Annotated in this window: 27 protein-coding genes and 1 pseudogene; 16 read left to right on the plus strand and 12 right to left on the minus strand. The window is 69.9% G+C overall.

Annotated elements, in window-relative coordinates:
• Nucleotides 1-89: 89 nt before the first annotated feature.
• The 3 genes from ACIQHQ_RS29195 to ACIQHQ_RS29205 form a co-directional block, all read right to left on the minus strand.
• Entirely contained in the window at nucleotides 90-1,556 is a 1,467-nt protein-coding gene (locus tag ACIQHQ_RS29195) for an SGNH/GDSL hydrolase family protein (RefSeq protein WP_402617241.1), read from the minus strand.
• Nucleotides 1,557-1,641: 85 nt separating this feature from the next.
• Nucleotides 1,642-1,830, minus strand: coding sequence for a hypothetical protein (locus ACIQHQ_RS29200; RefSeq protein WP_402617244.1), 189 nt, complete (start codon nucleotides 1,828-1,830; stop codon nucleotides 1,642-1,644).
• Nucleotides 1,831-2,237: 407 nt separating this feature from the next.
• On the minus strand, nucleotides 2,238-2,615 hold the full coding sequence (locus ACIQHQ_RS29205) for an STAS domain-containing protein (RefSeq protein ID WP_402617247.1): 378 nt from the start codon (nucleotides 2,613-2,615) through the stop codon (nucleotides 2,238-2,240).
• Nucleotides 2,616-2,769: 154 nt separating this feature from the next.
• Here ACIQHQ_RS29205 and ACIQHQ_RS29210 point away from each other — a divergent pair, with 154 nt between their 5' ends.
• Together ACIQHQ_RS29210 and ACIQHQ_RS29215 are read left to right on the plus strand one after the other, a co-directional pair.
• Nucleotides 2,770-3,249 (plus strand): ATP-binding protein, encoded by a 480-nt coding sequence (locus ACIQHQ_RS29210; RefSeq protein ID WP_402617250.1) that lies wholly within the window; start codon nucleotides 2,770-2,772, stop codon nucleotides 3,247-3,249.
• A gap of 302 nt (nucleotides 3,250-3,551) precedes the next feature.
• Nucleotides 3,552-4,070 carry a hypothetical protein gene (locus ACIQHQ_RS29215; RefSeq protein ID WP_402617253.1) on the plus strand — a complete coding sequence of 173 codons (519 nt, stop codon included), beginning with the start codon at nucleotides 3,552-3,554 and terminating at the stop codon, nucleotides 4,068-4,070.
• 47 nt (nucleotides 4,071-4,117) lie between these two features.
• Here the strand turns inward: ACIQHQ_RS29215 and ACIQHQ_RS29220 are convergent.
• Nucleotides 4,118-4,354: pseudogene (locus ACIQHQ_RS29220) on the minus strand (WYL domain-containing protein); the annotation flags it as partial.
• A gap of 295 nt (nucleotides 4,355-4,649) precedes the next feature.
• Nucleotides 4,650-5,348, minus strand: a complete 699-nt coding sequence (locus tag ACIQHQ_RS29225) for a hypothetical protein (protein ID WP_402617256.1) — start codon at nucleotides 5,346-5,348, stop codon at nucleotides 4,650-4,652.
• Between the two features lie 499 nt (nucleotides 5,349-5,847).
• On the opposite strand from ACIQHQ_RS29225, the gene ACIQHQ_RS29230 reads away from it, so the two are divergent.
• The 3 genes from ACIQHQ_RS29230 (at nucleotide 5,848) to ACIQHQ_RS29240 (ending at nucleotide 7,630) form a co-directional block, all read left to right on the plus strand.
• Nucleotides 5,848-6,411 carry a dihydrofolate reductase family protein gene (locus ACIQHQ_RS29230; RefSeq protein WP_402617259.1) on the plus strand — a complete coding sequence of 188 codons (564 nt, stop codon included), beginning with the start codon at nucleotides 5,848-5,850 and terminating at the stop codon, nucleotides 6,409-6,411.
• A gap of 230 nt (nucleotides 6,412-6,641) precedes the next feature.
• Nucleotides 6,642-6,938, plus strand: a complete 297-nt coding sequence (locus tag ACIQHQ_RS29235) for an RlpA-like double-psi beta-barrel domain-containing protein (protein ID WP_402617261.1) — start codon at nucleotides 6,642-6,644, stop codon at nucleotides 6,936-6,938.
• Between the two features lie 215 nt (nucleotides 6,939-7,153).
• Nucleotides 7,154-7,630, plus strand: a complete 477-nt coding sequence (locus tag ACIQHQ_RS29240; RefSeq protein WP_402617264.1) for an ATP-binding protein — start codon at nucleotides 7,154-7,156, stop codon at nucleotides 7,628-7,630.
• Nucleotides 7,631-7,840: 210 nt separating this feature from the next.
• Here ACIQHQ_RS29240 and ACIQHQ_RS29245 read toward each other — a convergent pair whose 3' ends face one another.
• Together ACIQHQ_RS29245 and ACIQHQ_RS29250 are read right to left on the minus strand one after the other, a co-directional pair.
• Nucleotides 7,841-8,389, minus strand: coding sequence for a phosphatase PAP2 family protein (locus tag ACIQHQ_RS29245; RefSeq protein ID WP_402617267.1), 549 nt, complete (start codon nucleotides 8,387-8,389; stop codon nucleotides 7,841-7,843).
• A gap of 77 nt (nucleotides 8,390-8,466) precedes the next feature.
• Nucleotides 8,467-9,528, minus strand: coding sequence for a YihY/virulence factor BrkB family protein (locus ACIQHQ_RS29250; RefSeq protein ID WP_402617270.1), 1,062 nt, complete (start codon nucleotides 9,526-9,528; stop codon nucleotides 8,467-8,469).
• 498 nt (nucleotides 9,529-10,026) lie between these two features.
• On the opposite strand from ACIQHQ_RS29250, the gene ACIQHQ_RS29255 reads away from it, so the two are divergent.
• From ACIQHQ_RS29255 to ACIQHQ_RS29265, 3 genes are all read left to right on the plus strand, one after another.
• Nucleotides 10,027-11,016 carry a magnesium and cobalt transport protein CorA gene (locus ACIQHQ_RS29255; RefSeq protein WP_402617273.1) on the plus strand — a complete coding sequence of 330 codons (990 nt, stop codon included), beginning with the start codon at nucleotides 10,027-10,029 and terminating at the stop codon, nucleotides 11,014-11,016.
• A gap of 239 nt (nucleotides 11,017-11,255) precedes the next feature.
• On the plus strand, nucleotides 11,256-12,266 hold the full coding sequence (locus tag ACIQHQ_RS29260) for a hypothetical protein (protein WP_402617276.1): 1,011 nt from the start codon (nucleotides 11,256-11,258) through the stop codon (nucleotides 12,264-12,266).
• Between the two features lie 849 nt (nucleotides 12,267-13,115).
• A complete protein-coding gene (locus tag ACIQHQ_RS29265) occupies nucleotides 13,116-13,286 on the plus strand; it encodes a DUF5670 family protein (RefSeq protein WP_030933194.1) in 171 nt (56 codons plus the stop codon).
• A gap of 241 nt (nucleotides 13,287-13,527) precedes the next feature.
• Here the strand turns inward: ACIQHQ_RS29265 and ACIQHQ_RS29270 are convergent, their stop codons facing one another.
• A complete protein-coding gene (locus tag ACIQHQ_RS29270) occupies nucleotides 13,528-13,656 on the minus strand; it encodes a hypothetical protein (protein ID WP_402617279.1) in 129 nt (42 codons plus the stop codon).
• 62 nt (nucleotides 13,657-13,718) lie between these two features.
• On the opposite strand from ACIQHQ_RS29270, the gene ACIQHQ_RS29275 reads away from it, so the two are divergent.
• The 8 genes from ACIQHQ_RS29275 (at nucleotide 13,719) to ACIQHQ_RS29310 (ending at nucleotide 21,066) form a co-directional block, all read left to right on the plus strand.
• Complete coding sequence (locus ACIQHQ_RS29275; protein WP_402617471.1) at nucleotides 13,719-15,377, plus strand: FAD-dependent oxidoreductase; 1,659 nt, start codon at nucleotides 13,719-13,721, stop codon at nucleotides 15,375-15,377.
• Nucleotides 15,378-15,759: 382 nt separating this feature from the next.
• Nucleotides 15,760-16,917 carry a SchA/CurD-like domain-containing protein gene (locus ACIQHQ_RS29280; RefSeq protein WP_402617282.1) on the plus strand — a complete coding sequence of 386 codons (1,158 nt, stop codon included), beginning with the start codon at nucleotides 15,760-15,762 and terminating at the stop codon, nucleotides 16,915-16,917.
• Between the two features lie 93 nt (nucleotides 16,918-17,010).
• Nucleotides 17,011-17,430 (plus strand): cupin domain-containing protein, encoded by a 420-nt coding sequence (locus ACIQHQ_RS29285; RefSeq protein ID WP_402617475.1) that lies wholly within the window; start codon nucleotides 17,011-17,013, stop codon nucleotides 17,428-17,430.
• Nucleotides 17,427-18,695, plus strand: coding sequence for a beta-ketoacyl-[acyl-carrier-protein] synthase family protein (locus ACIQHQ_RS29290; protein WP_402617285.1), 1,269 nt, complete (start codon nucleotides 17,427-17,429; stop codon nucleotides 18,693-18,695). The genes ACIQHQ_RS29285 and ACIQHQ_RS29290 overlap by 4 nt, the downstream gene beginning before the upstream one ends.
• Nucleotides 18,692-19,945, plus strand: coding sequence for a ketosynthase chain-length factor (locus ACIQHQ_RS29295; protein ID WP_402617288.1), 1,254 nt, complete (start codon nucleotides 18,692-18,694; stop codon nucleotides 19,943-19,945). Before ACIQHQ_RS29290 ends, ACIQHQ_RS29295 begins: the two co-directional genes overlap by 4 nt.
• Before the next feature lie 32 nt (nucleotides 19,946-19,977).
• Nucleotides 19,978-20,232, plus strand: coding sequence for an acyl carrier protein (locus tag ACIQHQ_RS29300; RefSeq protein WP_402617290.1), 255 nt, complete (start codon nucleotides 19,978-19,980; stop codon nucleotides 20,230-20,232).
• A gap of 1 nt (nucleotide 20,233) precedes the next feature.
• On the plus strand, nucleotides 20,234-20,713 hold the full coding sequence (locus ACIQHQ_RS29305; RefSeq protein ID WP_402617292.1) for an SRPBCC family protein: 480 nt from the start codon (nucleotides 20,234-20,236) through the stop codon (nucleotides 20,711-20,713).
• Nucleotides 20,714-20,733: 20 nt separating this feature from the next.
• Complete coding sequence (locus tag ACIQHQ_RS29310) at nucleotides 20,734-21,066, plus strand: TcmI family type II polyketide cyclase (protein ID WP_402617294.1); 333 nt, start codon at nucleotides 20,734-20,736, stop codon at nucleotides 21,064-21,066.
• Nucleotides 21,067-21,177: 111 nt separating this feature from the next.
• On the opposite strand, the gene ACIQHQ_RS29315 is transcribed toward ACIQHQ_RS29310, so the two are convergent.
• The 4 genes from ACIQHQ_RS29315 to ACIQHQ_RS29330 all read right to left on the minus strand — a co-directional run bounded on the left by ACIQHQ_RS29315 (nucleotide 21,178) and on the right by ACIQHQ_RS29330 (nucleotide 24,636).
• A complete protein-coding gene (locus tag ACIQHQ_RS29315) occupies nucleotides 21,178-22,206 on the minus strand; it encodes a methyltransferase (protein ID WP_402617296.1) in 1,029 nt (342 codons plus the stop codon).
• A 101-nt stretch (nucleotides 22,207-22,307) separates the two neighbouring features.
• A complete protein-coding gene (locus tag ACIQHQ_RS29320; protein WP_402617299.1) occupies nucleotides 22,308-23,399 on the minus strand; it encodes a nitrous oxide reductase family maturation protein NosD in 1,092 nt (363 codons plus the stop codon).
• 63 nt (nucleotides 23,400-23,462) lie between these two features.
• The gene (locus tag ACIQHQ_RS29325) at nucleotides 23,463-23,912 is read right to left on the minus strand and encodes a hypothetical protein (RefSeq protein WP_402617302.1); all 450 of its coding nucleotides are present in this window, start codon (nucleotides 23,910-23,912) and stop codon (nucleotides 23,463-23,465) included.
• A gap of 34 nt (nucleotides 23,913-23,946) precedes the next feature.
• The gene (locus ACIQHQ_RS29330; RefSeq protein WP_402617305.1) at nucleotides 23,947-24,636 is read right to left on the minus strand and encodes a serine hydrolase; all 690 of its coding nucleotides are present in this window, start codon (nucleotides 24,634-24,636) and stop codon (nucleotides 23,947-23,949) included.
• Nucleotides 24,637-24,866 lie beyond the last annotated feature (230 nt).

Raw genomic sequence — 24,866 nt, forward strand, 5'->3', positions numbered from 1 at the left:
GGCCGCGCGTTCCACCGCTTTTCGAACGCCTCACGGCCCGGGGGAGCGGGCACTCCGGTCGGCGGGGTCAAGGTGGGACTCACCCCTCGTCACCGAGGCGGCCCGTCTCCGCCCTGGCCCGGGCCGCCGCCGCGGACCACATCGCCGCCGGGCTCCCCAGCAACGCCGTCAGTCCCGGCGCGTCCGCCACGGCCCTGTCGCTGCTGCGTGCTCGGCCAAGTGACGTCGGGTGGGGCAGCAGTCTGCCGGAAGAGCTCGGTGGGGACGGCGCCGGCAAGGGCCCGGTAGCCGGCGGGGTTGAGGTGAAGATGGTCGCCGACGTCGTAGGCGGGGGAGAGCCGGCGGGGATCCCGGGGATCGCGGACCGCCTGGTCGAAGTCGATGACGGCGTCGAATCGGCCGCTGGTGCGGATCCATGCGTTGACCGCCTGCCGGGAGGACTCGTGGAGCCCGGCAGGGTCGTCGTAGCCGTTCCCCCCGAAGGGGGTGAGCGTCGCTCCGTAGACGCGGATGCCCTGGGCGTGTGCTCGGGTGATGATCTGCTGGTAGGCGTTGACGAGGTCGGCCGTGACCTGCTTCGCCGACGACTTAGAGGTTCCGCCGGGGATGTCGTTGATCCCTTGGAAGACCAGGAGCCAGCTGACGCCGCTCTGGGCGAGGACGTCACGGTCCAGGCGGGCCAGCGCGTTGGGGCCCAAGCCGTCGTGGAGGACCCGGTTGCCTCCGGCCGCTTGGTTGAGGATGGCGATGTCGGAGGTGGCAGGCCGCGACTGGAGCCGGTCGAGGAGTTGGTCGGGCCACCGGTCGTTCATGTTGGTGGTGGATCCGCGTCCGTCGGTGAGCGAGTCACCCAGCAGCACGGCCGCGGCGGTGGTGCGGGTGGACCATGCCTCGACACCGCTGAGGAAGTACCAGTGATCGACCGGGGTGGCGCCGGGCAGGTCGCTGTCGCCGAGGTGGTCACCGGACAGCATGTAGGAGGTCGTTCTCGAGCCCGGGTGTGAGGTGATGGGGCTGGATGCCTGGCCGTCGGCCAGGTAGAGCGTGACGGTCAGATTGCTCCCCGGCCGGACCTCGAGGTCCAGCGGGTCGCTGACCGCCTGCGCGCCCTTCGGAATGTCGATGCCCGCACGCCCGCCGAACGTCACCGGACGCGTACTGCCGGGCACGACGGCGCTGACGCCCGCCTTGCCGTCCGCCGGTTGTGCCACCGAGGCGGCGGTGACGGGCAGGTCCGTACCTCCGAACGCGTTGGACAAACGTATCCGCGTGTACCGGCCGCCGACGGACACGCGCACCGTCTGGCGCAGTGTGGTGTCCGCGAAGACGCGGTTGCCTCGGGTGAAGGGAGCGGGCGGCATGTCGGAGGGCTCGGTCGGTTGGGGCATGGCGGTCCATGTGGTGACCCAGTGAGCGCCCTTCGTCGTCGGGGTGGGGTAGCCGGACGGGTGGGTCGCTTCGTCGTGCGCCGCACCCGCCGCCGCGGAGGCGAAGGGACCGACGGCCGCCACGGCCGGGGTGACGATGGCACGCACCAGAGCTGATCCTCGTTTCATGAACGACATACCTCCGTCTGTGGGCATGTGTCTCGAACCGGTCAGGCCGTCCGCACGCTCTCCGGGGGATCGAGGTGGCTGTGCTTCAGACCGCCTGTGTGGTGACGATCTTGTTGAGGACCAACCAGAAACTCGGCATGTGCCGCCCGGCGGTGTCGATGCGGTGCGTCGTGCCGGTGCGGTTGCCGTTGTCCGCGGTGCAGGGGCCCATGGGCCGTTCATGGTGGCGTCGCTGGAACCGGTGGCGGCGATGATGCCCGGCATCGTCGTCCATGCGAACTCCTCGTCGTCTTCGGCGTTTCACGACATCGTCACGCTGACCGGTCGGTCTCGACCGGGTTCCCGTCCGCCGGATGTTTCGGGAACCAGGCGAATCCTTGCAGGGAAGTGCGGTGGTGAAGGGAGACGCAGACGTTCACATAGGAAGATGGATGACACGTGTGCGAACTGCCTGGGGAATGTAGGGCTGCTTGCTCGTCGAGGTCAAGATGCCTGCGACGTGCGATGATGCAGAGGATGCGAGGCGGAGGGCGGGAGGGTCCGCGGGTCCGCGCCCGTGTGGAATTCCCTGGCGTCGGCGCATGCATACCGACCGCCTGCAGAAACATCGCGCTGCCGTGGTGAGCGGCCGCGGCGCGAGGTGACCCGGTGCGTGCGATCGGCTCGGGCCTTCGGCGGCCCTCAGGTGCTGAGAGCCTCGTGGAGGGTTTCGCGGCAGTCGAGGATGGTGTCGAGGCCGACGATGTGCATCGTGCGCTTCACGCTCCCGCCGGCTGCGGTCAGACGCAGCCAGCCGCCGGCTTCGCTCAGGATGCGGTGGGCGGTGATGAGGATGTTGATGCCGGTGGAGTCCATGAAGGTGACACCGCTCATGTCGACCACGACGCGAGGGCACGCGGCATCGGAGAAGAACAGAGCCTGCTGGAACCGGTTGCCGGTGTGGTGATCGATCTCTCCGGTGAGCGTCAGGACGCGGATGCCTTCCATGGTGGTGGAGACGGCCGACAGCCGGCCCGGCCGCTCAGCTGGTTCGGGGTTCGTCATATCTCCCTCAGCCATGTCGGTGATACTGGCAGACCGGAAATGTGTACCGGGTACTGCCTGCATCGTAGGGCCAACACCGCCGGGGGCCGGAGCCGACGACGGGCGCAGCGGAGCGTCGACCGCGCTCGCCCGGGTACGCGGAGCGTGTGTACGGGGAGCGAAGGCAGCGATGAGGGAACCCGAGCCCTCGGGCCGTGAGGACGCGGCCCCGGCCGGGCGTGCTTGGCAGACCAGCGTGGCTCTGCACGGGGCCGGTACCGATATCGCTCAGGCGCGTCACCTGGCCGCGGACTTCCTGGCCAGGGGGCAGGCCGAACGAGGGCTGAGGGTCTCCCGGCGCGGCTTGGATCTCACGCAGCTCGTGGTCAGCGAGCTGGTGACCAATGTCTGCAAGTACGCGCCGGGCCCGGCACTGATGAACCTGCGCATCGATGGTGATGTGGTCGAGGTGACCGTGTGGGACTCCGACCCGGTACTGCCGGTGGCCCGGGGTGCCGACGCCGACCGGGTGGGCCGGCACGGCCTGGAGATCGTGATGGCTGTCGCACAGGGCTTCGAAGCGCGGCTGGAACGATGCGGCAAGAGCGTCACCGCCCGCATCGCCCTGACGGACGACCCTGCCGGCACGCACCAGGGCGACCCGCACTAGAACCGCCTCATCCGGGGACGCCCGTCCGGCGGCATCCGCGAGCCCGGGCCCCATCCCGCTGCCGGACGGGCGGCAGCGGCGGGTTTCCGCGGTCGGGGATGCGGTGCCCAGGAGTGTGGCCGTGTCCGTCCCCGTCAGTGACAGTCGGTCCGAAACGGCTCCCGCCCTGCGCCCGGGTTGCCGGTTCCGGCCTGTGGCCCAGGGCATGCTGGTTGCCGTGACAGGGGTACGGCACTCGCGCGTGCCGCGACGACCGACCAGGGACGCACGACCGGCGGCCCGGGGCAGGTAAGGGGCAACAGGTGACGGACCACGGGCGAGCGGACCAGCCCTCCGGCACGGAGGCCGGTGTACTGGCGGACCGTCTGAAGGAGCGCATCTACGCGACCATCACGATGATCGCCGTGGTGGTCGGTCTGTCGCTCGGTGACGTGGGTTCCCTCGGTGCGGTCGCCACGGTTGTGACGACCGCACTGGGTCTGTGGCTCGCGGCGCTCGTCGCCGATCAGCAGGCGCACCGCACCGTCCACGGCCACCTCGCCAGCGGCCATGAGCTTCGCCGCATGCTGTATGTCAGCAGCCCACTGCTCTCCTGCGCCGCGGGCCCGGCCGTGCTGATCGCCCTGGCGGTGCTGGACGTCCTGTCCTTGGACGCAGCCTTGCTGGCGGCGGCGGGAGTCGGCGTCGTCTCGCTCTTCCTGTGGGGATGTCTGGGCGGGCTGCGCATGGGAGGCGGCGCCCTGGCGGCGGTGGCGGCCGGCCTCGTGGACGCGGCGATCGGTGTGGCGGTCGCCCTCGTGAAGGCGGCTGCCGGGCACTGAGCAGGCGCGGCTGGGACCGCAGGGGACCCGCTGCGGCTGACCGGCTCTCAGGATGCGTCGTCGTAGCGGGTGGCCATCGCGGCGGCGCGGTCGCACAGCACGGTTCGCAGCGACGCCGGGGCCAGGGCCTCCGCGTCCGTGCCCAGCCGCCACAGCGCCCACCCGGCGTGGCGTAGATCCTGGAACGTCACTTCGAGCCGCAACCAGCCGTCTGGGCCGGGTTCCGTCACGCGGACGGTCACCACGCTGCTGAGCAAGTCCTCGCGCCGCTTGGGATGCACCCGACCGTGCGGGGCACCTCGTCTGTGACCGGCCGAGGGTGCCCGCGGTCAGCCGGCCGCACTGACGCAGCGGCACCCGGCGAGACCAGCCGATCGGCGCACATGCGGGAACCGTATCGACGTACATGACGAAGGGTGTCGTGCTTCGTTGGAAGGCTGCTGTGCACCGACGTCGACGACGACGGCGCTCCGAAGGTGTGAGAGATGCCTGGTCGGCCCATGACGCAGGGCACCGACCGAGTTCGTGGCCGACGCGGCGGCAGCTACCGGGGTGAGCTGCCGCGCTCGGCGTCAGTGGTCAGTGGTCCGCGTCGTCGGTCTGCGCCTGCGTCTCGGGAGCAAGGGTCGGCTCGGATGCCGGCGCACTGTAGAAGACCGACCTGCCCTGCTTGGTGCGTTCGGCCTGGCTCTTGGCTACGAGTCCCTCGAGCGTGACGCGTACGACCTTGGCGGCGATGTCGCGCTTGGGGTGTGCCTTGCTGAGCGCTGTGGAGATCTCCGCGGCGGATCGGGGCTCCTTCTGGTCGGCGAGGTGTCGCCGAATGAGCTCCACGAGGGTGGGCTGGGCCGCCTTCGCGGTGCCCGTCTTCGCGGTGCCCGTCTTGGCGGTGCCCGTCTTCACCGTGGTCGCCTTCGCAGTTCCCGCCCCTTCGGCCGAGGGCTTCTTGGCGGCGGCGCTCTTGCTCGGGGCGGCGGTGGAGGTACGCGCCTTGGCCTTCCCGCCGGATGCGGCACCGGCCTTCTTCCGCCGTGGAGAAGGAACCTCGGCCCTCTGGGGCTCGGCGGCACGCTCGGCCTGGGTCCCTGCGATACCGAGTGCCTTCTGCACGTTCACCAGTACGGTGTGGTCGCGTTGCAGAGCGGCGAGCTGCTCCTGCAGCGCGGCGATCTCCGCACTGATGCGTTCCTGTTCCTTGACGTTCGTCTCAAGGTCGCCGGTCACCTGGTTGATGTACTGCGATGCCAGTTCGGTGGCGGGAATTGTTGTCTCGGGCATGGTGGTGAACCTTTCCTGGGCTGTAGCCGTGCCGCGATGACGTCTGCTCTCGGGCAGGAGTCTCGTCGGCCGGCAGCGACGCCGCATGTGCCGCAAGATGCCTTGGTGTAGTGATGGTACGGACAAGGGGGGCCGGTTGTTCCCGTCGAGCGATGTTCTTTGCCCGGCACGATCCTCGGTGCTGTCTGTGCGGTGCCCAACGGGTCGGCTGTCAACGGAAGTTGTCTCATGCGATCGAGGCGACAGGTGCCCGAAGATTTCAAGCGACCAATGCGCACCGCGAAAAGGGTGGTGAGACAACCTGACGATCACCGGTCATCACCCCTGCTCCTCTACCCGATCCACAGAGACCGGCGCCAGAGTCTGGTTCATGTGGTGCTCGGCGATTCCCCGCCAGAAGGCCCGGTCGGGGAAGCCGCCCTCAAGCAGCCGGAGCGGCGCGGCCGTCAACGACAGCCGCCGGACCTACTGTCGAATCCGCTATCGAGGAGGACTGCTGATGCGCAGCGTGACCTATTCCATGAGCGTTTCACTGGACGGCTACATCGTCGGGCCGGACGGCGACTTCAACTGGACGATCCCGGACGACGACGTCTTCCGCTTCTGGATCGACGAGATCCGGGACGTCGGCGTCCACCTGTTGGGACGACGGCTGTACGAGACGATGCTGTACTGGGAGACCGCCGATCAGGACCCTTCCCTCGACGACTCCAAGCTCGAGTGGGCCGCGCTCTGGAAGCCGCTCCCGAAGGTGGTGTTCTCCACCACGTTGTCGGCGGTGCAGGGCCATGCCCGTCTGGCTTCCGGCGCTCTGGCGGAGGAGATCGAGCGGTTGCGGGCCGAACCGGGGGAGGGCGACATCGCGATCGGCGGCGCGACCCTCGCCGCCGAGGCGGCCGCACTGGATCTGATCGACGAGTACCGGACCATCATCTACCCGGTGTTGGTGGGCGGTGGCATTCCGTTCTTCCCCCGGCACGAGCGCCGGGTGGATCTCGAACTCGCCGAGACCCGCACCTTCAGTTCGAAGGTTGTCCACCTCCGTTACCGCGTGGTGCGGTAGGACGTCCTGGGACGCCGGCCTGCGTCGTCGGCTGATGCCGTACCGAGGGTGCCGGCCTGGCCCCCGTTCGGCCTATGCGTTCTTGGCGCGTTGCGGCCGTGACCTGTAGCAGTACCGGCATGAATCACAGATCAGTCAGGCGACTCGGGGTTGTCGCCGGTGTGCTGGCGCTCCTCCTGGGTTGTGCCGGATCAGGAAACGCCGCGGCGTACGGATCGGCTCGTCCGGCTGTGTCCGCACGGGACACATACAGCGGCCAGGCCACGTACTACGACGTCGGCCTCGGGGCCTGCGGCACTTTCCACCAGGACACCGACTTCGTCGCGGCCCTCAACACGGCGCAGTACAACCCGGGCCTGTGCGGCAGCAAGATCCGGGTGACTGGTCCGGGCGGCCGGGTGGACGTCACCGTCGCGGACCGCTGTCCGGGCTGTGGGCATGGCGACCTCGATCTGTCACCGGCAGCGTTCCAGGAGATCGCTCCCCTCAGCGCGGGGAGGGTCGCCGTGACGTGGACCTTCCTCTGACGGCCGACAGGTGGCCGGCGCGGGTTCCTTCACCGTCATGGGGCCGCCGTAGACGATCGTGCACCGGCTCTCAGGGACGGTAGCCGACGTCGTGCCGGAACCGGCGCCGCCGTCGGCCGGTATGCACCCACGCCACCGGTGCGCACACCATCCGTGCGGCATGCGTGGCGGATCAGGGGGTACTGGCACGGCAAGCGGGAGTGAGGGCGAGGCCAGTGGCATGTGCTGTTGATGGTGACGGATGTACAACTCCGGAAGGGCATCTGACGCGTGTCGGCATCGCCCTGGGCGGTGACGACGGCTGCATCGCGGACGCCCGCCAGCATGCCGTCGCCTTCCTGGACCAAGCCGGTGACGACTACGGCCTGTTGGTGCCGGCGCGCGCGATGGATCTCACCCAACTGGTGGTCAGCGAACTGGTCACCAACTCCTGCAAGTACGCCTCCGGCCCCGTCCTTGTGGAGTTCGGTCTCACCGTGCGTGCGGTGGAGGTCGTCGTGCGGGACAGCGACCCCACGGTGCCTGCGGCCCGGGCCGCGGACCCCGGCCGGATCGGCGGCCACGGGCTGGAGATCGTCGAAGCGGTGACCGAAGGCCTGTCCATCGATCGGGAGGCGGTCGGCAAGCGCATCACGGCCCGCATCGCTCTGGCCGAACCCGAGGCCGTCTTCTCCGGAGGCTCGCCGCTGTAGAGGGCCACGCCCCTCGAAGGTCTTGCCCAGGCCGAATGACGGCGCTTCAACGACGACCTTCTGCCGTCGTCGCTTCCCCTTCCCTCCGGGACTGTGGCTGCGGCGAGAGCGGTGCCCGGAGGCGGCATGACCCTCCAGGACGGCGGCGAAGGAGCTCGTCCGTTCGCGCTCGTCACGGGTCGCGCCGCCTGCGGCCACGGCGAAGCGGGGTTACCGCCAGTGACGCATGAGCAGCGCCGGAGCATGACGCGTGAGCCAGGCGCCGGCCAGACCGATCGCCGCGCCGGCGGCGACGTCGGTGGGATAGTGGGCCCCCGACTGCACCCGCTCCACGGCCACCATGGCGGCCGGAACAGCGCACAGCGCGCCCGCGACCGGCCAGATGGGGACGACGGCGGCGGTGAAGGCGACTGCGGCCGCGGTGTGCCCGGAGGGGAACGAGGAGGAGTCGGGGCGGTCGGCGACCTCGTCGTGCGGGATCCACTCCGCGGGCGGCCTGGGGCGGTCGGCGAGCTGCTTGCACAGGCCGTTCGACGCCAGCTGTGCCACGGCCATGGCCCCCAGTCCGGCTGCCGCTGCCTTGCGTCCCCGCCATCCGCCCAGCCAGGCCATGGCCGCGGCGGCCCCGCACCAGAGCTTCGTGTTCTCCGCGCACTCTTCCACCGCGGACAGCGCCTTGGCGACTCTCGGCGGGGTACGGGAAGCCGCTTGCTGTGTCAGAACGCGATCAGCCTCGAACAAACTTGTCAGTGACGTCATGAACTGCGGTTATCCCGAACGCTGCGAGGTAAAGCAACCAGACCTTCCGAATCTGTCCGGCATCCGCTGGGCGACGGTCATGGCTCGTCCAGTCGGCGCAGGTCCTTCGCGGTCCACTTCCTGGTGTCGCGCGGCTGGGTGTAGGGCTCCTCGTCCGGGCGCAGACCCCCGGCGATCGCCCGCTGCCGGACGATCTCCGCGTCGAATTCCAGGCCGAGAAGAATCGCCAGATTGCTGATCCACAGCCAGACGAGAAAGACGATGACACCGGCCATGGTGCCGTACGTCCTGTTGTACGAGGCGAAGTTGGCGACGTAGAAAGCGAAGGCACCGGACGCGATCATCCAGATGACCAGGGCGAGGAAGCTGCCCGGCGTGATCCACCTGAACCCCTTCACCCTGGCGTTCGGGCTGGCCCAGTACAACAGCGCGATCATGATCGTGACCAGGACCACCAGGACGGGCCACTTGGCGATCGACCACGCCGTCAGCGCGGTGTCGCCGATTCCGAGGGCCCTGCCGGCCTGGCGGGCCAGGGCGCCGGTGAAGACGACGATCAGGGCGCTGACGACGGCGAGCACCATCAGCACGACCGTCAGCCCGACCCGGACAGGAAGGATCTTCCACACCGGGCGGCCCTCCGGCATGTCGTAGACACGGTTGGCCGCGCGGATGAAGGCGGCCACGTATCCGGAAGCCGACCACACCGCCAGGACGATGCCGACGATGGCCATGATCGACCCGATACCCGCGTTGCTCTGCAACTGGGTGACGGCCCCGGTGATGATGTCGCGCGCGGAGCCGGGAGTGAACTGCTTGAGATTGTCCAGCACCGCGTCCGTGGCGGATTTTCCGGTGAGTCCGAGCAGCGACATCAGCACCAGCAGCGCGGGGAACAGCGACAACAGGCCGTAGTAGGTCAGCGCCGCAGCCCGGTCGGACAGCTCGTCGTCCTTGAACTCACGCAGGCCGCCTTTCAGCACCGCCGCCCACGCCCTCTTCGGCAGCTTCGTCGGCTTGTCCGGTGCGCGCCGCTCCACCGCGGGGCCGGGGCCCACTTCCTCGGGCGGCGGGATCTCACGTTCGGGTGCGTCGTCGCTGCCGTGGTGCTCTTTCCGCCTGGGAAGATGCGGCTTCATGTCGGCCGAGTACCCGCGGGCGGCGGCTCAATCGGGTGCCGGGGCAGCTGGGGACGTAGGACACACGCTTTCAGGACACACCTCGTCCCCGGGACCGGGCGCCTCGGGGCGGGCAGCCCTGTGGCTGCGTCAGGCTGCCTCGCCGCGTCGTGCGGAATGCCTGGCCGGACTCCGCTCGCTACGGGACGGGCCGGCGCTGTGGACCAGTCGAAGGTGACGCTTACGCGCGTGACGGGCCGCCGTCGGGCGGGCCGACAGGCGGTCCTCGACACGATCCATGACATACAGCAGCACACCCAGAGCCGGCAGCAGCAGCACGGCGACAGTGATCACAGCCCAGTTCCCTCCGGTCGGTGACACCCGGGTTCCCCGCCCAGGCTCCGTCGGCTGCGGACAAACGTGAAGGTGTGGTGACCGCATGGTGCAGGTGGCGCGTGGCCCCGGGGCTCTGTGTGCCGCCCGCGCATGGAACGCGGTGGCGGAAGCATCCGAAGGGGCATGGAGTGCGCGATCTACCGAGAGCAGACGGGCGAGTGCGAAACGATCGAGTGCCGGCCGGAGGGCGAAGGTTGCCAGGTCGTCCTCGACCGCCTGGCCGTGCTGAAGCCGGACGAGTTCGCCTGGATCAGGATGGACGAACCTGACCAGGACGAGCTGCAGCGGCTGGGCGAGTACCTGGGACTGCATCCCCTGGCGATCGAGGATGCCGTCCAAGCGCACCAGCGACCCAAACAGGAGCGCTACGGTGACGTACTGGCGGTCGCCGTGAGGACACTGTGGTTCGTCGAGCAGACCGCAGACGTGGAAACCGGCGAGGTGATGATCTTCCTCGGGCCGTCCTTCGCCCTGACCGTCCGGCACGGTGCGGCCGACCCCACGGTGGAGGCTGCCGACCGGCTGGCAGACGCCCCCCGGATGGCAGGACTCGGACCGGTGAGTGTCCTGCACGCGGTCACCGACGTGATCGTCGACGCCTACGCGCAGGCAGCGGCACAGGTCCGCTCGGACCTCACCGACCTGGAACGGTGCGTGTTCTCGCCGGCCCGCGACGACCTGACGGAGCAGATCTACTCACTCAAGCGGGAGGTCGTGGAGTTCCGCGACGCCGTCCGGCCCCTGGTGCCGGTGGTGCACGACTTCACCACACCGCGGGACGCCTGGCCGCGGCAGATGGTGCCGTACTTCCGCGACGTCGCGGACCACCTCACCCGCACCGACACCGAAGTTCGCGCCCTGGACGACCTGCTCGGCTCCGTCCTGGACGCCCACCTGGCGAAGGTGAGCACCTGGCAGAACGACGACATGCGCCGCATCAGCGCGTGGGCGGCCATCCTGGCCGTCCCCACTCTGGTCGCAGGAATCTACGGCATGAACTTCGCCGACATGCCTGAGCTGAACTGGCGCTACGGCTATCCGTGCGCGCTGGCCGTGATGGCCCTCGGGGCCGGACTGCTGTACCGAGCCTTCCGCCGCAACGGCTGGCTGTGACAGGCCGCGCCCTCCAACAAGGCCCGAACATCCCGTTCGTGTCGACGTGTTGTCGAGGGGTGCCGGGGCCGTCCCGGCATTCCTCGGACAGCACAACCCTCTGGGCGTGCGGTGAGTCTTCTGACCGATCACGTCGTGATCGGAGCCATGAGGAGACCATCATCAACCCCATACGCAAGACCCTGACCGCCACCGCAGTCGTCGGTGCTGTCCTCGCGGGCGCGGCCGCCTGCGGAACGGTGGAGCAACTGTCCGCCGGCAAGAAGCTCGACCGGGCCTTCGACAAGCTGGGCAAGAAGAACACACTCTCCTTCGAGCTCGATCTGGACACCGATGTCGCGTCCCTGAAGGCGCTGGACGCCAAGTCCGACCCCGGGCCCGGGGAGGAGATCCCGGACGAGGTCGCCGAGCTGCTCAGCGACGCGAAGATCACGGTGACGGTGCAGTCGAAGAAGTCGCTCGACGAGTCCGGCGAGAAGGACCTGGTCGGCACGGCCATGAAGGTCAGCACCCCGGACGGCGACCTCGCCGAGTACCGGGTGATCGGCGACTCCGCCTACATCCGCGCCGACCTGGACGCCATGGGCAGGATGATGGGCAGCCCCGTGCCGGAGGCCGACGAGCTGCCCCCGGAGGCCGGGGCGCTGAAGGACGTCATCGAGGGCAAGTGGGTGACGTTCAGCACCAAGGAGATGGGCAAGGCCGTCGCCGAGGGCCAGCAGGCCGAGGGCGGCCCCGCGCCCGCGCCGTCCCTCGATGCCGCAACGCAGAAGAAGCTCGTGAAGGCGCTCCGTGAGGTCGTCGCCCGCGATGTGAAGTTCAAGACGGGCGGCGGCAGCGACGGCACCGAGCACATCACCGCCACGGCCCCCTTCCGCACGCTGATCACCGACCTGTTCGGCGAGATCCGCCCGCTGGCGAAGGACCTGCCGCCGGGCATGGGCCTGCCGACGGACAAGGATCTGAAGGACGTTCCCGACGCCAAGGTGACGGCCAACTTCACGCTCAAGAACGGCGAGCTGTCCCAAGTGGATGTGGACCTCGCCAAGTTGGCCGAGAGCGCCACGGTCAAGAAGCTGGGTCTGACCGTGCGGCTGCGTGCGGGCGCCAAGCCCACCGCTCCGGCCGGCGCCACGAAGCTCGACCTGAACGAGCTCATGAACGGCTTCTTCGGGGGGCCGGTGTTGAACGACGCCGAGTTCGGTGAGACCGGTCCCCGCGACGGGGACGTCCCGCTGGACGAGATCTGATCGAGCGGAGCGCGGGTTTCCGCTGCTCGCCCGAGGGGTGAGCACGGAGCGGACCCGTGAGCGAGGGCTCCTGCCAGGCCGACTGCCTGGCAGGAGCGTGGGAGGCACAGGGACTCCGCGGTGTCCGGTTGGACGCGGTGTGGTGAGCCGGCTCGGAGTGTCACCGTCCTGGCCGTGGCCGCAACGGCGGTGGGGAACCCGGCCCGGGGGGTTTCGCCGCGTGCCGGTGGCGCGAGGCTGTCGGACGCCGACGACAAGAGCGGCGGCTACGCCAAGGACGGCGGCACATGAGGCGGCGAGCGCGGACATCGCCCCGCGCTGCACGCTCAGCATGATGTGAGCGTGCCGGCACCGGTACGTCCCCAGGGTGTTGGCCCGCCACGCCGGGTCGGCGCGATCGGAGACGGAGGCGATGAGGGCCGGGTGGACCATGGTGGTAACCAGGCCGAGGAAGGCCGTGGACAGGGTGTCCGCGAGCAGGGGGCGCTCCTCCGGCAGGGCGAGCGCCGGCAGGAAGCCGACGGCCGGGACGAGCATGCCGTGGACGATCAAGGGCTTGTGGCCGATGCGGTCGGCGAGGTGACCGGTGGGGATCTGCCCGGGCCCTCACAGGATCGGGCAGAGACCCTGACGGGGCCGACGGCGGCGAACTCGAGACCGTGAGCCGGCCTGCGCCGCTTTGAAGCGCGTGGCGGACATGGTCAGGACGCGCCGGAAGTCAGCCGGCGGTGAGGTGAACGCCGGTAACGGAATTGGGTCAAGTTCCCGCAAAGAGAGTGAAGAAACCAGGGAGATCGGCCGTGTCTTCTTCGAATCGCCGGGCACGAGGAGTGACGGAGGTTGATAACTATGGTTCCCCTGCTTCTCGTTCTGCTTCTGGCCCTGATCCTGTTCGGCGCGGGATTCGCGCTGAAGGCACTGTGGTGGATCGCCGTCATCGTGCTGGTCGTCTGGCTGCTGGGCTTCGTGATGCGCAGCGCGGACACAGGTGGCCGCAAGGGTCGCTGGTATCGCTGGTAACCCACCACAGCGCTGTCGGCCGGTGGGCCCCGGGATCACCCGGGGCCCACCGGCATGTCTCGCCCCTCCTCATGGCAGCCGGCATGTGGCCAGGCACCCGATGGGTGACGCGAACGAGTGGGCGTGGCCGCCTCCGCCCGGCCGGCGTGTCGCCTTTCCGGTGAACTCGATCGCGTTCAAGCGGCCGGATCCCGGCGACGGGACGCAGGCGCCGGGCACGTCGTCCGGGACGTGGATCCCCTTACGGATACGCGGGCGTGCAGTCGTGGCTCCGGTACCAGGTGACGTGGTGCATCCGGGCCGGACCGGCGTTGCCCGCGCCGCGGCGCAGGCGGGTGAAGCCTGAGCCGCCGTCACTTTCGCGGGGCATGCATGAGGATCTCCGCCGTATCCGGCCGGGTCGGCGGCATCGATGCGCTGGAGGCGAGAGTGATGAACGAACGAGCCGGACGGACGGGCCCCCACACCATCAGCGTCCCGGTTCTCATCGTGGGCGGCTCCCTGGTCGGCCTGTCGACCTCGTTGTTCCTGGGACGGCTGGGAGTACCGCACATGCTGGTGGAGCGCCACGCAGGCACCTCCATCCACCCACGAGGCCGTGGCAACAACGTCCGCACGATGGAACTGTTCCGGGTGGCGGGTGTCGAGAAGGCGATCCAGGAGGCGGCCGCCACCCTGTCCGTCAACCACGGCATCCTGCAGACGCCCACCCTGGTCGGCGACGCGGGCGAGTGGCTGTTCAGGGACATCGACCCGGGTGGTGGCCTGGCCCGCTTCAGCCCGAGCGCCTGGTGCCTGTGCAGCCAGAACGACCTCGAACCGGTCCTGCTCGACCATGCCCGCGAGCACGGGGGCGACCTGCGGTTCTCCACCGAACTGATGTCGTTCGACAGCGACCCCACCGGTGTGACCGCGGTGGTCAAGAGCCGCGAGACGGGTGAGCACACCACCATCCGTGCGGACTACCTCGTCGCCGCGGACGGCCCGCGCAGTCCCGTGCGTGAGCAACTCGGCATCGGCCAGAGCGGGCCCGGCGACCTGTTCCACAACGTCAGCCTCACGTTCCGCTCCCGCCGTCTCGCCGAGGTCGTGGGCGACCGTCACTTCATCGTCTGCTACCTGACGAACCCGGAGGCCGACGGTGCCCTGCTCCCGGTGGACAACCGCGAGAACTGGGTCTTCCACGCCCCCTGGCACCCTGAGCACGGGCAGGCCTTGGAGGAATTCACGGACGAGCGGTGCGTGGAGCACATCCGCCGGGCGGTCGGGGTTCCCGACCTCGATGTGGAGATCACCGGCAGGGCCCCCTGGCACGCCGCTCAGCGGGTCGCCCGCAGCTATCGGTCGGGACGGGTGTTCCTGGCCGGTGACTCGGCTCATGAGATGTCCCCCACCGGGGCCTTCGGTTCCAACACCGGCATCCAGGACGCCCACAACCTCGCCTGGAAGCTGGCCGCGGTGCTCGACGGCTGGGCGGGGGAGGACCTGCTGGACACCTACGACGCCGAGCGCCGTCCCGTCGCCGAGGCCACCAGCGCGCGGGCCGCGGCCCGGTCCGCCGAGCACAGCCACCCCGGGTTCGCCGCGCCCCCCGCAGCGGGCGGCGGTGGCCCTCAGAAGGGCATCCTCAACGTCGCCCTCGGCTACCGCTACCCGCAGGGTGCCGTGGTCGGAGCCGACCCTGAGGTCCCGGTGGTGCCGGAGCGCCTCGACCTGACCGGCGGCCCCGGCAGCCGGGCCCCCCACCTGTGGGTACGCCGAGGGGACGAACGGATCTCGACGCTCGACCTCTACGAGCGGTCCCTCGTGCTGCTCAGTGACGCCACTGAGCCGAACGAGTGGCACGAGGCCGCCCTGCGCCTCGCCGACAAGCTGTCCCTCCCGCTCAGGTCGTACCGAGTGGGCACGGGAGCTCAGGCCGACCTGGTGCCGGAGGGCACCGCCGACTGGGCGGAGCACCACGGCACGGGGCCCGGGGGCGCCGTGCTCGTCCGGCCCGACGGGTTCGTCGTCTGGCGGTCGCAGGGGCCGGACACGGATGCCGAGACGGCGCTGCACGAGGTTCTGCGGACCTCGCTGGCAGTCGCCTGATCACCGAGAGATCTGACCGCGGCCGGGGTCGGCTGCGGTCAGATCGTGTTCCGGTCCGGGCGAGCCGACGGGCGGGATGTCGGCTGCCCCGACCGGGACAGAAGACCGGCGACGCCGTTTCCCCTGATCGGTGTACCACGAAACCACTGGGACGCGGACGGGTGGTCGTCACCTGTGCGGGGGAGTGCGGCCGACAGGCCGAGGAGTGCGCGGATCGCCTGCTCCGTCGGGGCACTTCTCGTCCCGGGCACCCCCGCCCCGTCACTCACCTACTTCGTCCGAGTCGCGCGTGTGCGGGGGCGGCAACAGGATCGAGGAACGCTGACGTCGCACCACTGCGACCGGCGCTCACTTTCCCCTTTGCGAAGGAGATGTGCGCAGGATGACCACCACGTCCGAACAGGTGGCAGGTTCGCGGGCGCGTCAGGCGTCGCACCATGTCTCCCAGTCCGTGTTCGACGGTTCCCGGCTCCGAGTCGTCCTCCTGGTCGACGTCCACGACGGAGCCCAGCAGGAGTTCCTCGAGGCCTACGAGCAGTTGTGCAATCAGGTCGCGTCCGTCCCCGGTCACGTCAGCGACCAGTTGTGCCAGTCGATCGAGAACCCCTCCCAGTGGCTCATCACCAGTGAGTGGGAGAGTGCCCCGCCGTTCCTCGCCTGGGTCAACAGCGAGGAACACGTGCGGATGGTGGAACCGCTGCACAGCTGCGTGCGCGACACCCGCTCGCTGCGCTTCCACGTCGTGCGCGAGACCGGCGGCCCGGCGACGGACGCCGGCCAGGCGGACCGCCGGCTCCAGACCGCCCCCAGGATCGGCGACGGTGTGATCCGGCACGCGCTCACGTTCACCGTCAAGCCGGGCAGCGAGGAGATCGTCGCCAAGATCCTCGCCGACTACGAGTCGCCCGAGCCGAAGGTCGACGACACCACCCGGCTGTGCCGCACCTCGCTGTTCATGCACGGCAACCGGGTGGTGCGGGCCGTCGAGGTCCGGGGCGACCTGCTGGCCGCGCTGCGTCACGTCGCCCGGCAACCCGAGGTGCGGGCCGTCGAGGAGGCCATCAACCCCCATCTCGAGCAGGACCGGGACCTCAACGACCCCGAGTCCGCCCGGGTCTTCTTCACCCGGGCCGCACTGCCGGCCGTCCACCATGTGACAGCGGGAGAGCAGAACCCGCAGGCCGAGCGGTACGCCCTGTACTACCCGGCGCGGCCGGAGCGCGGAATGCAGCTGGCCGAACTCCTGGCCCGTCGTGACGAGACGGCGGCGGACGACCCGAGCAGCCCGGTGCTGCGCAGCACGATCTTCCAGCGCGACGACGTCGTCGTCCGGCTGATCGACGTACGCGGCCGACTCCAGGACGCCGACCCCGGCCTCCTTCTCGGTCTGTCCGACTCGGCGCAGGTGGCCGAGCTGACGACGCTCCTGGAGGACGCCGCGGGCATGGACGGGCCCGTGCCGAAGGACGGCGGCTTCGACCGCCTCCTCGAACTGGCACGCATGGATCTCGTCACCGACCGCCGGTCGCCCGACGCCTGACTCGTCATCCGGCGGGAGAGGCGGTGTCTGCCTCTCCCGCGTCGGTGCAGCACCCCAACGGAGGAACGCGTGATCACATCTCGTCCCAACATCGTGAGTCTGAGCGACGTCGAGCCCAACCGCCGGCGAGGCGGAGACCTGCGCGCCATGCTCACTCCGGCCACGGCGGGCGCCACCAGTGGATTCATGGGCGTGGCCCTCATCGAACCCGGTGACCGCATCGGTGAGCACTACCACCCGTACTCCGAGGAGTTCGTGTACGTGGTGTGCGGGCAGCTCGAGGTGGACCTGGACGGGGAGCCGCATCCCCTCCAGCCCGAGCAGGGGCTGCTGATTCCCGTCAACATGCGCCACCGCTTCCGCAACGTCGGCAAGGTGGAGGCCCGGCTGGTCTTCCACCTCGGCCCCCTGGCCCCGAGTCCGCCGCTGGGCCACGTCGACACCGAGGGGACGGAAGCCGAGGCCGCGGTGGTGGGAGCGGAGGCGGCCGAGCGACGTCAGGTCCGGTCATGACGAGGCGGGTGGTGGTCACCGGCATAGGCGTCGTCGCTCCCGGCGGCATAGGGGTGCCGGCCTTCTGGGACCTGCTGTCGGCCGGGCGTACGGCGACCCGGGCCATCACGTTCTTCGACCCGTCCGGACTGCGCTCGCGGATCGCCGCCGAGTGCGACTTCGACGCCCTGGCCCACGGCCTGGATGTGCGGGACGTGGAACGCTGCGACCGCTACATCCAGTTCGCCCTCGTCGCGGGGGACGAAGCGGTGCGGGACGCAGGTCTCGACCTCGGCGCCGAGGACCCGTGGCGTGTCGGTGTCTCACTGGGCACCGCGGTCGGCGGCACGACCCGGCTGGAGAACGACTACGTTCTGGTCAGCCACGGCGGGCAGCGCTGGGACGTGGACCACCGGGAAGCGGGTCCGCACCTGCAGCGCGCCTTCACGCCCAGCACGCTCGCCTCCACCGTGGCGGAGCGGTTCGGAGCGCGTGGCCCGGTGCAGACCGTCTCCACGGGCTGCACATCCGGCCTCGACGCGGTCGGATACGCCTTCCACACCGTGGAGGAGGGCCGGGCCGACGTCTGCATCGCCGGCGCCTCGGACTCGCCGATCTCGCCGATCACCATGGCCTGCTTCGACGCGATCAAAGCCACCTCCTCGAACAACGACGACCCGGCGCACGCCTCGCGTCCCTTCGACGCCGACCGCGACGGATTCGTCATGGGCGAGGGCGGCGCCGTACTCGTCCTGGAAGAGCTGGAGCACGCCAGGGCCCGCGGCGCCCATGTGTACTGCGAGCTCGGCGGCTACGCAACGTTCGGCAACGCCTACCACATGACCGGCCTCACCAGCGAGGGTCTGGAAATGGCCCGTGCCATCGAGGACGCCCTCGACCACGCACGGCTCGACCCCACCGCGATCGACTACGTCAACGCGCACGGGTCGGGCACCAAGCAGAACGACCGACATGAGACGGCCGCGGTGAAACGGGTGCTGGGCCCGCACGCCTACGAGACGCCGATGAGTTCCATCAAGTCGATGGTGGGCCACTCCCTGGGCGCCATCGGAGCGATCGAACTGGTCGCCTGTGTGCTGGCCCTGACTCACCAGGTGGTCCCGCCGACCGCGAACTACCAGACACCCGACCCCGAGTGCGACCTGGACTACGTCCCGCGCGTCGCCCGCGAGCGCAAGCTCGACAGCGTGCTCTCGGTGGGCAGTGGATTCGGCGGCTTCCAGTCCGCGGTGGTCATGAACCGGCCGAGGGAGAAGACACGATGAGCGAACCTCGCCCAGGGCGCGCGGTCGTCACGGGAATCGGTGTGATCGCGCCCAACGGAGCCAGTACCGAGACGTTCTGGAAGTCCACCAGGGAAGGCATCAGCGTCCTGGACCGGGTCACGCGGGAAGGCTGTGATCATCTGCCGCTGCGGGTCGCGGGCCAGGTACGCGACTTCGACCCGTCGGCAGCGATCGAAGAGCGCTTCCTGGTCCAGACCGACCGGTTCACACACTTCGCGATGGGTGCGGCCGACCTCGCGCTGGACGATGCCCAGCTCCACCGGTCCGAGACCGACGGCGCTCCGTACTCCGTCGGAGTGGTCACCGCGGCCGGCTCCGGCGGCGGCGAGTTCGGGCAGCGTGAGCTCCAGCAGTTGTGGGGCAAGGGCAGCCGCTTCGTCGGGCCCTACCAGTCCATCGCCTGGTTCTACGCCGCCAGCACGGGCCAGATCTCCATCCGCCGCGGCTTCAAGGGTCCCTGCTCGGTCGTCGCCGCCGACGAGGCCGGCGGCCTGGACGCCCTCGCCCACGCGGCGCGCGCCGTACGGCGCGGCACCGATGTGATCGTGGCCGGGGCGACCGAGGCGCCGATCGCGCCCTACTCGGTCGTCTGCCAACTCGGCTACGAGGAACTCAGCACCCTCGACGACCCGGCCCGCGCCTACCGCCCGTTCACGTCCGCGGCCTGCGGGTTCGTGCCCGCGGAGGGCGGAGCCATGGTCGTGGTGGAGGCGGAGAGCATGGCCCGGGAACGGGGCGCGCGGGTGCGGGCCCACCTGGCCGGGCACGCGGCGACCTTCACGGGTGCCTCCCGCTGGGAGGAGTCCGGGGAAGGGCTCGCCCAGGCCGTCCGGGGAGCTCTCGCGGAGGCCGACTGCGCCCCCGAGGAGATCGACGTGGTCTTCGCCGACGCCCTCGGCGTGCCGGAGGCGGACCGCGCCGAGGCCCTGGCCATCGCCGACGCTCTCGGGGCCCATGGCACCCGTGTGCCCGTCACGGCGCCGAAGACCGGGATCGGCCGGGGCTACTGCGCGGCGCCGCTGATGGACACCGCGGCGGCGGTGCTGTCGATGGAGCACGGACTGATCCCGCCCACCCCCAACGTCTTCGACATCTGCCACGACCTCGACCTCGTGACCGGCCGGGCCCGTACCGCCGAGGTACGCACGGCGCTGGTGCTGAGCCGCGGACTCATGGGGTCGAACTCGGCGCTGGTGCTGCGGCACGGCGCCACCGACGCCTCGCGGTGAGGTGCCGCGGAACAACAGAGGAAGGGAATGGCATGACGGACCGCATCACTGTGGAAGAGCTGGCCGAACTCATGAAGAAGTGCGCCGGTGCCAACGTCACCGCGGAGGAACTCCGCCGCGACGGGTCGGCCTTCGAGTCCATGGGCGTCGACTCACTGGGCCTGCTGGGCATCGTGGGCGAGCTGGAGAACCGGTACGGCACGCCGATGCCCACCGACGCCGAACGCTCCAAGACACCCCGGCAGTTCCTCGACCTCGTCAACAGTGCCCTTATGGCAGGAGCATGAGATGGCTGGACACACACAGAACGAGATCACCATCGCGGCACCCGTGGACCTGGTCTGGGACGTGACCAACGACCTGGAGAACTGGCCGCAGCTGTTCAGCGAGTACGCCTCCGTCGAGATCCTCTCCCGGGAGGGCCGCAGGACGACCTTCCGGCTGACGATGCACCCGGACGAGAACGGCACCGTGTGGAGCTGGATCTCCGAGCGTGAGCCGGACCGCGAGACCCTCACCGTCAAGGCCCGCCGGGTCGAGACAGGCCCCTTCGCCCACATGGACATCCACTGGCGGTACGAGGAGGTACCGGCCGGCACGCGCATGGTCTGGACGCAGGACTTCGCGATGAAGCCGGATGCGCCGGTCGACGACGAGTGGATGACGGACAACATCAACCGGAACTCGAAGGTGCAGATGGGCCTGATCCGCGACCGCATCGAGAAGATCGCCGCCGAGCGCGGTGCGAGCCCCGGTCTGACCGACTGAGCCGGACGGAGGACAGACCCATGCACCAGGCTCTGATCGTCGCCCGGATGGCACCGGGATCGGCGCCCGACATCGCCAAGGTGTTCGAGGAGTCCGACCGCGGGGAGCTGCCGCACCTCGTCGGCGTGACCCGGCGCAGTCTCTTCCAGTTCGGCGATGTGTACCTGCACCTGATCGAGTCCGAGCGCGAGCCCGGGCCCGCCATCGCCAGGATCACCGGACATCCCGAGTTCCGGGACGTCAGCGAGCGGCTGTCCGCGTACGTCAGCGCGTACGACCCCGACACCTGGCGTTCCCCGAAGGACGCCATGGCGCAGCGCTTCTACCTGTGGGAGCGCGAGCCGGCCGGCTGAGCAACGCCGGCACTCGACGGCCGCCGGGTCCGCAGCGTCGCGGACCCGGCGGCCGTCGTTCGGTCTGCATGGCGAGTCCCGGGATCACCGGGCCCGCGGGGCGCGGTCGGGTCAGCCGGGGATGTGGCAGTCGAACGCGTGCAGGTAGGGGTTGACCGGGCTGATGTCGTCGATGACCAGGCCCGCCTCGGTGAGCCGGTCCACCATGCTCTGGGTGGTGTGCTTCGCCCCGCCGACGTTGAGGAGCAGCAGCAGGTCCATCGCGGTGCTGAACCGCATCGACGGCGAGTCGTCGACGAGGTTCTCGATGACCACCACCCGCGTCCCGGGGCCGCCGGCCTCGCGGACGTTGCGCAGGGTGCGGGCCGTGCTCTCGTCGTCCCACTCCAGGATGTTCTTGATGACGTAGACGTCGGCCTTCACCGGGACGGCCGTCCGGACGTCGCCGGGGACCACGTGCGCTCGGTCCGCGAGGTCGCCGCCCGCGCGCAGTCTCGGCACGGCGTTCTCCACCACCCGGGGGAGATCGAGCAGCGTCCCGTGCATGCCGGGGTACTTGTCCAGCAGACTCGCCACCACGTGCCCCTGACCGCCGCCGATGTCGGCGACCGACGCACACCCCGTGAGGTCGAGGAACTCCGCGACGTCGCGAGCCGACTGCACGCTGGAGGTCGTCATGGCGCGGTTGAAGACGTCGGCCGACTCCGGGGCGTCCTCGTTCAGATAGGGGAAGAACTCCTTGCCGTACAGGTCCTCCACCACGTTGCGGCCGGTGCGCACCGCCTCGTCCAGCTTCGGCCAGACGTCCCAGGTCCACGGCTCGGTGCACCACAGCGAGATGGCGCGCAGGCTGTTGGGGTGGTCCTCGCGCAGCAGCCGGGAGACCTCGGTGTGCGCGAACGTCCCGTCCGGGCATTCGGCGAAGACGCCGTAACTGGACAAGGCCCGCAGGAGCCGTCGCAACGGGCCGGCTTCGGTCTTCACCGTGGCCGCGATGTCCTCCACGGACATGGGGCTGTCACCGAGAGCGTCGGCGACGCCCAGCCGGGCGGCCGCGCGGAGGGCGGCGGCACATGCCGCCCCGAAAGCGAGCTCCCGCAGCCGCATGGACGGCGGAGGAGCGGGCTGAGTGGTCGTCATGTGCCGCCTTTCTACTTGCATTCCACGTGGGTCATGTGAAGCACGAGGGTTTCCGTACGGTCGTGGGAGCCCTCAGGTTCGCGAAGCTCGGCGGTGGGTGTTCAGCACAGGCCGGCGGGCTTGGACGACAGGCAGGAGTTCCCTTGGAACGTGTTGTCCTTGCCGGGGTCGGTGTTGACCAGGTCCGCCGGGGAGTTGCCCAGCAGCAGGTTGTCGCTGATCCAATTCCGCTCGCTGGTCGTGCCGACGAAGCTCTTGAACACGACGACGCCGCCCGACAGCGGGGACGTGCCGACGTTGTCGCGGATCATGTTGTGGGTGATCAGGTTGTCCTCGGTGCCCGTCAGGACGATGCCCGATCCCTGCAGGGCGTCCAGCCGGGCGGTCTTCGGGCAGGACTTGTTGTTGCGCTCGATGCGGTTCTCGCGCACGGTCACGAGGCCGGCCTTCGGCTTGTTCTCGTCGCCGACGACGAAGACCCCCGCGCAGTTGCCGGTGAGGTGGTTGTCCGCGACGGTCAGGTTGCGCAGCCGGCGGACGGTGACGCCGATCCGGTTGCCCTCCAGCCGGTTGCGCTCCACCACCGTGCCCCGGGTGTCCGTGGCGCCCTCCTCTTCCGTCACCGTGTTGGCGAGGAAGAGGCCGGCGTCGCCGTTGTCCTGGGCGGTGTTGCCGCGGAACACACCACGGGCCGAGCGCTCCGAGGCGATGCCCCACACCCCGTTCTTGACCGCGGTGACGTTCCGCACGGTCAGCCTGTCAGCCGCATGGGCCTGCACGCCGGTCTTGCGGAAGCCGGTCACCGTCAGGGAAGCGATGGTGACGCCGTCGACGGTGTGGTCCTTCGTGCCCGTGACGCAGATGCCGTTCCCGGCCGCGGCGCAGCTGTCGGCGGCCTCCCGGGCGTCCGATCCGCTGCGGGCGGCGCTTGTGCCCGCCTCGGGCTGGAGCACCGTGCCGTGGCCCATGCCGCGCAGGGTGAGTCCGGGCGTGGTCACGGTGACGCTTCCGCGGTGGGTGCCGTACGCCAGCAGCACGGTGTCCCCCGGCCGGGCGGCGTCCACCGCCTTCTGGATCGATTCCCCGGGTCTCACCAGGTGGAGCGTGTGGGCGGCGGTCGACGGAACGGCACCGAGGCCCGTCCCGAGCAGCGCAGCCGCGCACGACAGGTATGCGATATGGCATTTGTTCATACCGGGCAGATTATGTCCGTTGAGGGCGTTAGCCAGTGATATGGGCCATCCGGCGGCGTGGCCTTACGGGGACGTACCGGGCCGGGCCGTGTGGTCGGGGTGTCCACCGGTGCGCCGCTCTTCCTTCAGCTCGGCCTCGTACAGGTGGTCCTTCCCGTCGGCCAGTTCCTGACGTGCTTCCCTTTCCGTGGCCTTGAACGGCTCGTAGTAGGTGTCGTTGTAGGCCTCGATGATCTGGAACGTCCAGTGCCCGGGAATGACATTGCGGCCCAGGATGTCGTGCCGGACCCGTTCCGCCCATCCGGGGTGTCCGGCCGCGTGCAGAAGGTCCACCGCGCGGTCCAGCTCGAAGTCGGCCCCGCCTGTGAGTTGGTGAAAGGCGTAGAGGTGGCCTCGCGCGCGCTCGGTCGTCTCCAGGGCCTTGGACAGGGCACCCAGGGCTCGCACGGTGGTGTCGGTCATGCCGGGCGGGCGGCGGTGGGCTGCGTCGGGTCTCTCGTGGTGATCGCTCATGCAGGACTGAATGCCCTGCCGGCGGCTGCTCGCATCACCCGCATTCGGGCGATGCCGTCTCCGCGCCCCGGACACCGGCTGCCCCATGGGTGCATCCGGCGTACGGGGCGGCCTCGAACGGTGGGTGAGGGTTCGGGACGACGTCCCGTTCGAGTGCCTGCCGACGCGAGGGATACGGGGAGGCGGCGCACTCCCGGGCCCCCGCGCGGCGGCGCGGAGGGCCCGGTCCGCGACGCGCCACGGCAGGCACCGTCGACGCCCGGCGCCCTCGCTCCAGCGACGCTGCCCGCGCAGAACCGCCCGCGACGTCAGCTGTTCGGTGGCGTAACCGCGGATGACCGTTGACGAAGCGCGTCATGTCCCGCGGAGTGGAGACGATCCCGCCCGAGGCCCACACGCCGGACGCGCCGGGCGCCTCACTGACGTCCTCCGGCGGCACGGGCGGCTCGACAGCGTAAGCGCGCATGTACGGTTCCGGGATCTCGTAGCCCAGGGGGAGGCTCGTGTCGCGCAGGCCGAGCCGCCGCCAGACGATCCGGCGCAGGCGTTCCCCGTACGGCCACTGGGCCGCGGCCTCCGCCGTCAACGCTACGGCGACGGTGCCGGAGTACCTGTCCTGCGACCCGGGGCGGAAACGCAGTGGTTCGTCCGCGACGATCACCCCCGGTGGCCCTCCGGGCGTGGCGACGCACTCATCGAGCTGCCGTTGCAGGGGCGTCTTCACCGTTGCCGCCGGAGCTGGCGGCAACGGCGCCCGCGGTCAGGGCGAAGGAGCAGCCCGCCGAGGCAGGAGGCGCCGAGCAGGGCCGGCAGGGACAGCCGCGGGAGGCGGGACGAGGACGGCACCCCCGGTACGGATACGGGCGCCCGGGCCGGCGAGGAGCATCACGGCATGAGGGTCCCGGAAGGCTCGCAGGACAGGAGCTTGCTCAGCATCGGCCGGGACCGAGCTCA

Source organism: Streptomyces sp. NPDC092370 (assembly GCF_044755265.1).
Lineage (GTDB): Bacteria > Actinomycetota > Actinomycetes > Streptomycetales > Streptomycetaceae > Streptomyces.

Excerpts from the sequence above, each read along its gene's own strand:
- ACIQHQ_RS29270 (WP_402617279.1), bottom strand. The coding sequence starts at position 13,656 with ATGCCCCGCGAAAGTGACGGCGGCTCAGGCTTCACCCGCCTGCGCCGC.
- ACIQHQ_RS29195 (WP_402617241.1), bottom strand. The coding sequence starts at position 1,556 with ATGAAACGAGGATCAGCTCTGGTGCGTGCCATCGTCACCCCGGCCGTG.
- ACIQHQ_RS29225 (WP_402617256.1), bottom strand. The coding sequence starts at position 5,348 with ATGCCCGAGACAACAATTCCCGCCACCGAACTGGCATCGCAGTACATC.
- ACIQHQ_RS29275 (WP_402617471.1), top strand. The coding sequence starts at position 13,719 with ATGAACGAACGAGCCGGACGGACGGGCCCCCACACCATCAGCGTCCCG.
- ACIQHQ_RS29320 (WP_402617299.1), bottom strand. The coding sequence starts at position 23,399 with ATGAACAAATGCCATATCGCATACCTGTCGTGCGCGGCTGCGCTGCTC.
- ACIQHQ_RS29310 (WP_402617294.1), top strand. The coding sequence starts at position 20,734 with ATGCACCAGGCTCTGATCGTCGCCCGGATGGCACCGGGATCGGCGCCC.
- ACIQHQ_RS29265 (WP_030933194.1), top strand. The coding sequence starts at position 13,116 with ATGGTTCCCCTGCTTCTCGTTCTGCTTCTGGCCCTGATCCTGTTCGGC.
- ACIQHQ_RS29210 (WP_402617250.1), top strand. The coding sequence starts at position 2,770 with ATGAGGGAACCCGAGCCCTCGGGCCGTGAGGACGCGGCCCCGGCCGGG.
- ACIQHQ_RS29290 (WP_402617285.1), top strand. The coding sequence starts at position 17,427 with ATGACGAGGCGGGTGGTGGTCACCGGCATAGGCGTCGTCGCTCCCGGC.
- ACIQHQ_RS29305 (WP_402617292.1), top strand. The coding sequence starts at position 20,234 with ATGGCTGGACACACACAGAACGAGATCACCATCGCGGCACCCGTGGAC.
- ACIQHQ_RS29245 (WP_402617267.1), bottom strand. The coding sequence starts at position 8,389 with ATGACGTCACTGACAAGTTTGTTCGAGGCTGATCGCGTTCTGACACAG.
- ACIQHQ_RS29200 (WP_402617244.1), bottom strand. The coding sequence starts at position 1,830 with ATGGACGACGATGCCGGGCATCATCGCCGCCACCGGTTCCAGCGACGC.
- ACIQHQ_RS29315 (WP_402617296.1), bottom strand. The coding sequence starts at position 22,206 with ATGACGACCACTCAGCCCGCTCCTCCGCCGTCCATGCGGCTGCGGGAG.
- ACIQHQ_RS29255 (WP_402617273.1), top strand. The coding sequence starts at position 10,027 with ATGGAGTGCGCGATCTACCGAGAGCAGACGGGCGAGTGCGAAACGATC.
- ACIQHQ_RS29250 (WP_402617270.1), bottom strand. The coding sequence starts at position 9,528 with ATGAAGCCGCATCTTCCCAGGCGGAAAGAGCACCACGGCAGCGACGAC.
- ACIQHQ_RS29325 (WP_402617302.1), bottom strand. The coding sequence starts at position 23,912 with ATGAGCGATCACCACGAGAGACCCGACGCAGCCCACCGCCGCCCGCCC.
- ACIQHQ_RS29300 (WP_402617290.1), top strand. The coding sequence starts at position 19,978 with ATGACGGACCGCATCACTGTGGAAGAGCTGGCCGAACTCATGAAGAAG.
- ACIQHQ_RS29295 (WP_402617288.1), top strand. The coding sequence starts at position 18,692 with ATGAGCGAACCTCGCCCAGGGCGCGCGGTCGTCACGGGAATCGGTGTG.
- ACIQHQ_RS29280 (WP_402617282.1), top strand. The coding sequence starts at position 15,760 with ATGACCACCACGTCCGAACAGGTGGCAGGTTCGCGGGCGCGTCAGGCG.
- ACIQHQ_RS29230 (WP_402617259.1), top strand. The coding sequence starts at position 5,848 with ATGCGCAGCGTGACCTATTCCATGAGCGTTTCACTGGACGGCTACATC.
- ACIQHQ_RS29205 (WP_402617247.1), bottom strand. The coding sequence starts at position 2,615 with ATGGCTGAGGGAGATATGACGAACCCCGAACCAGCTGAGCGGCCGGGC.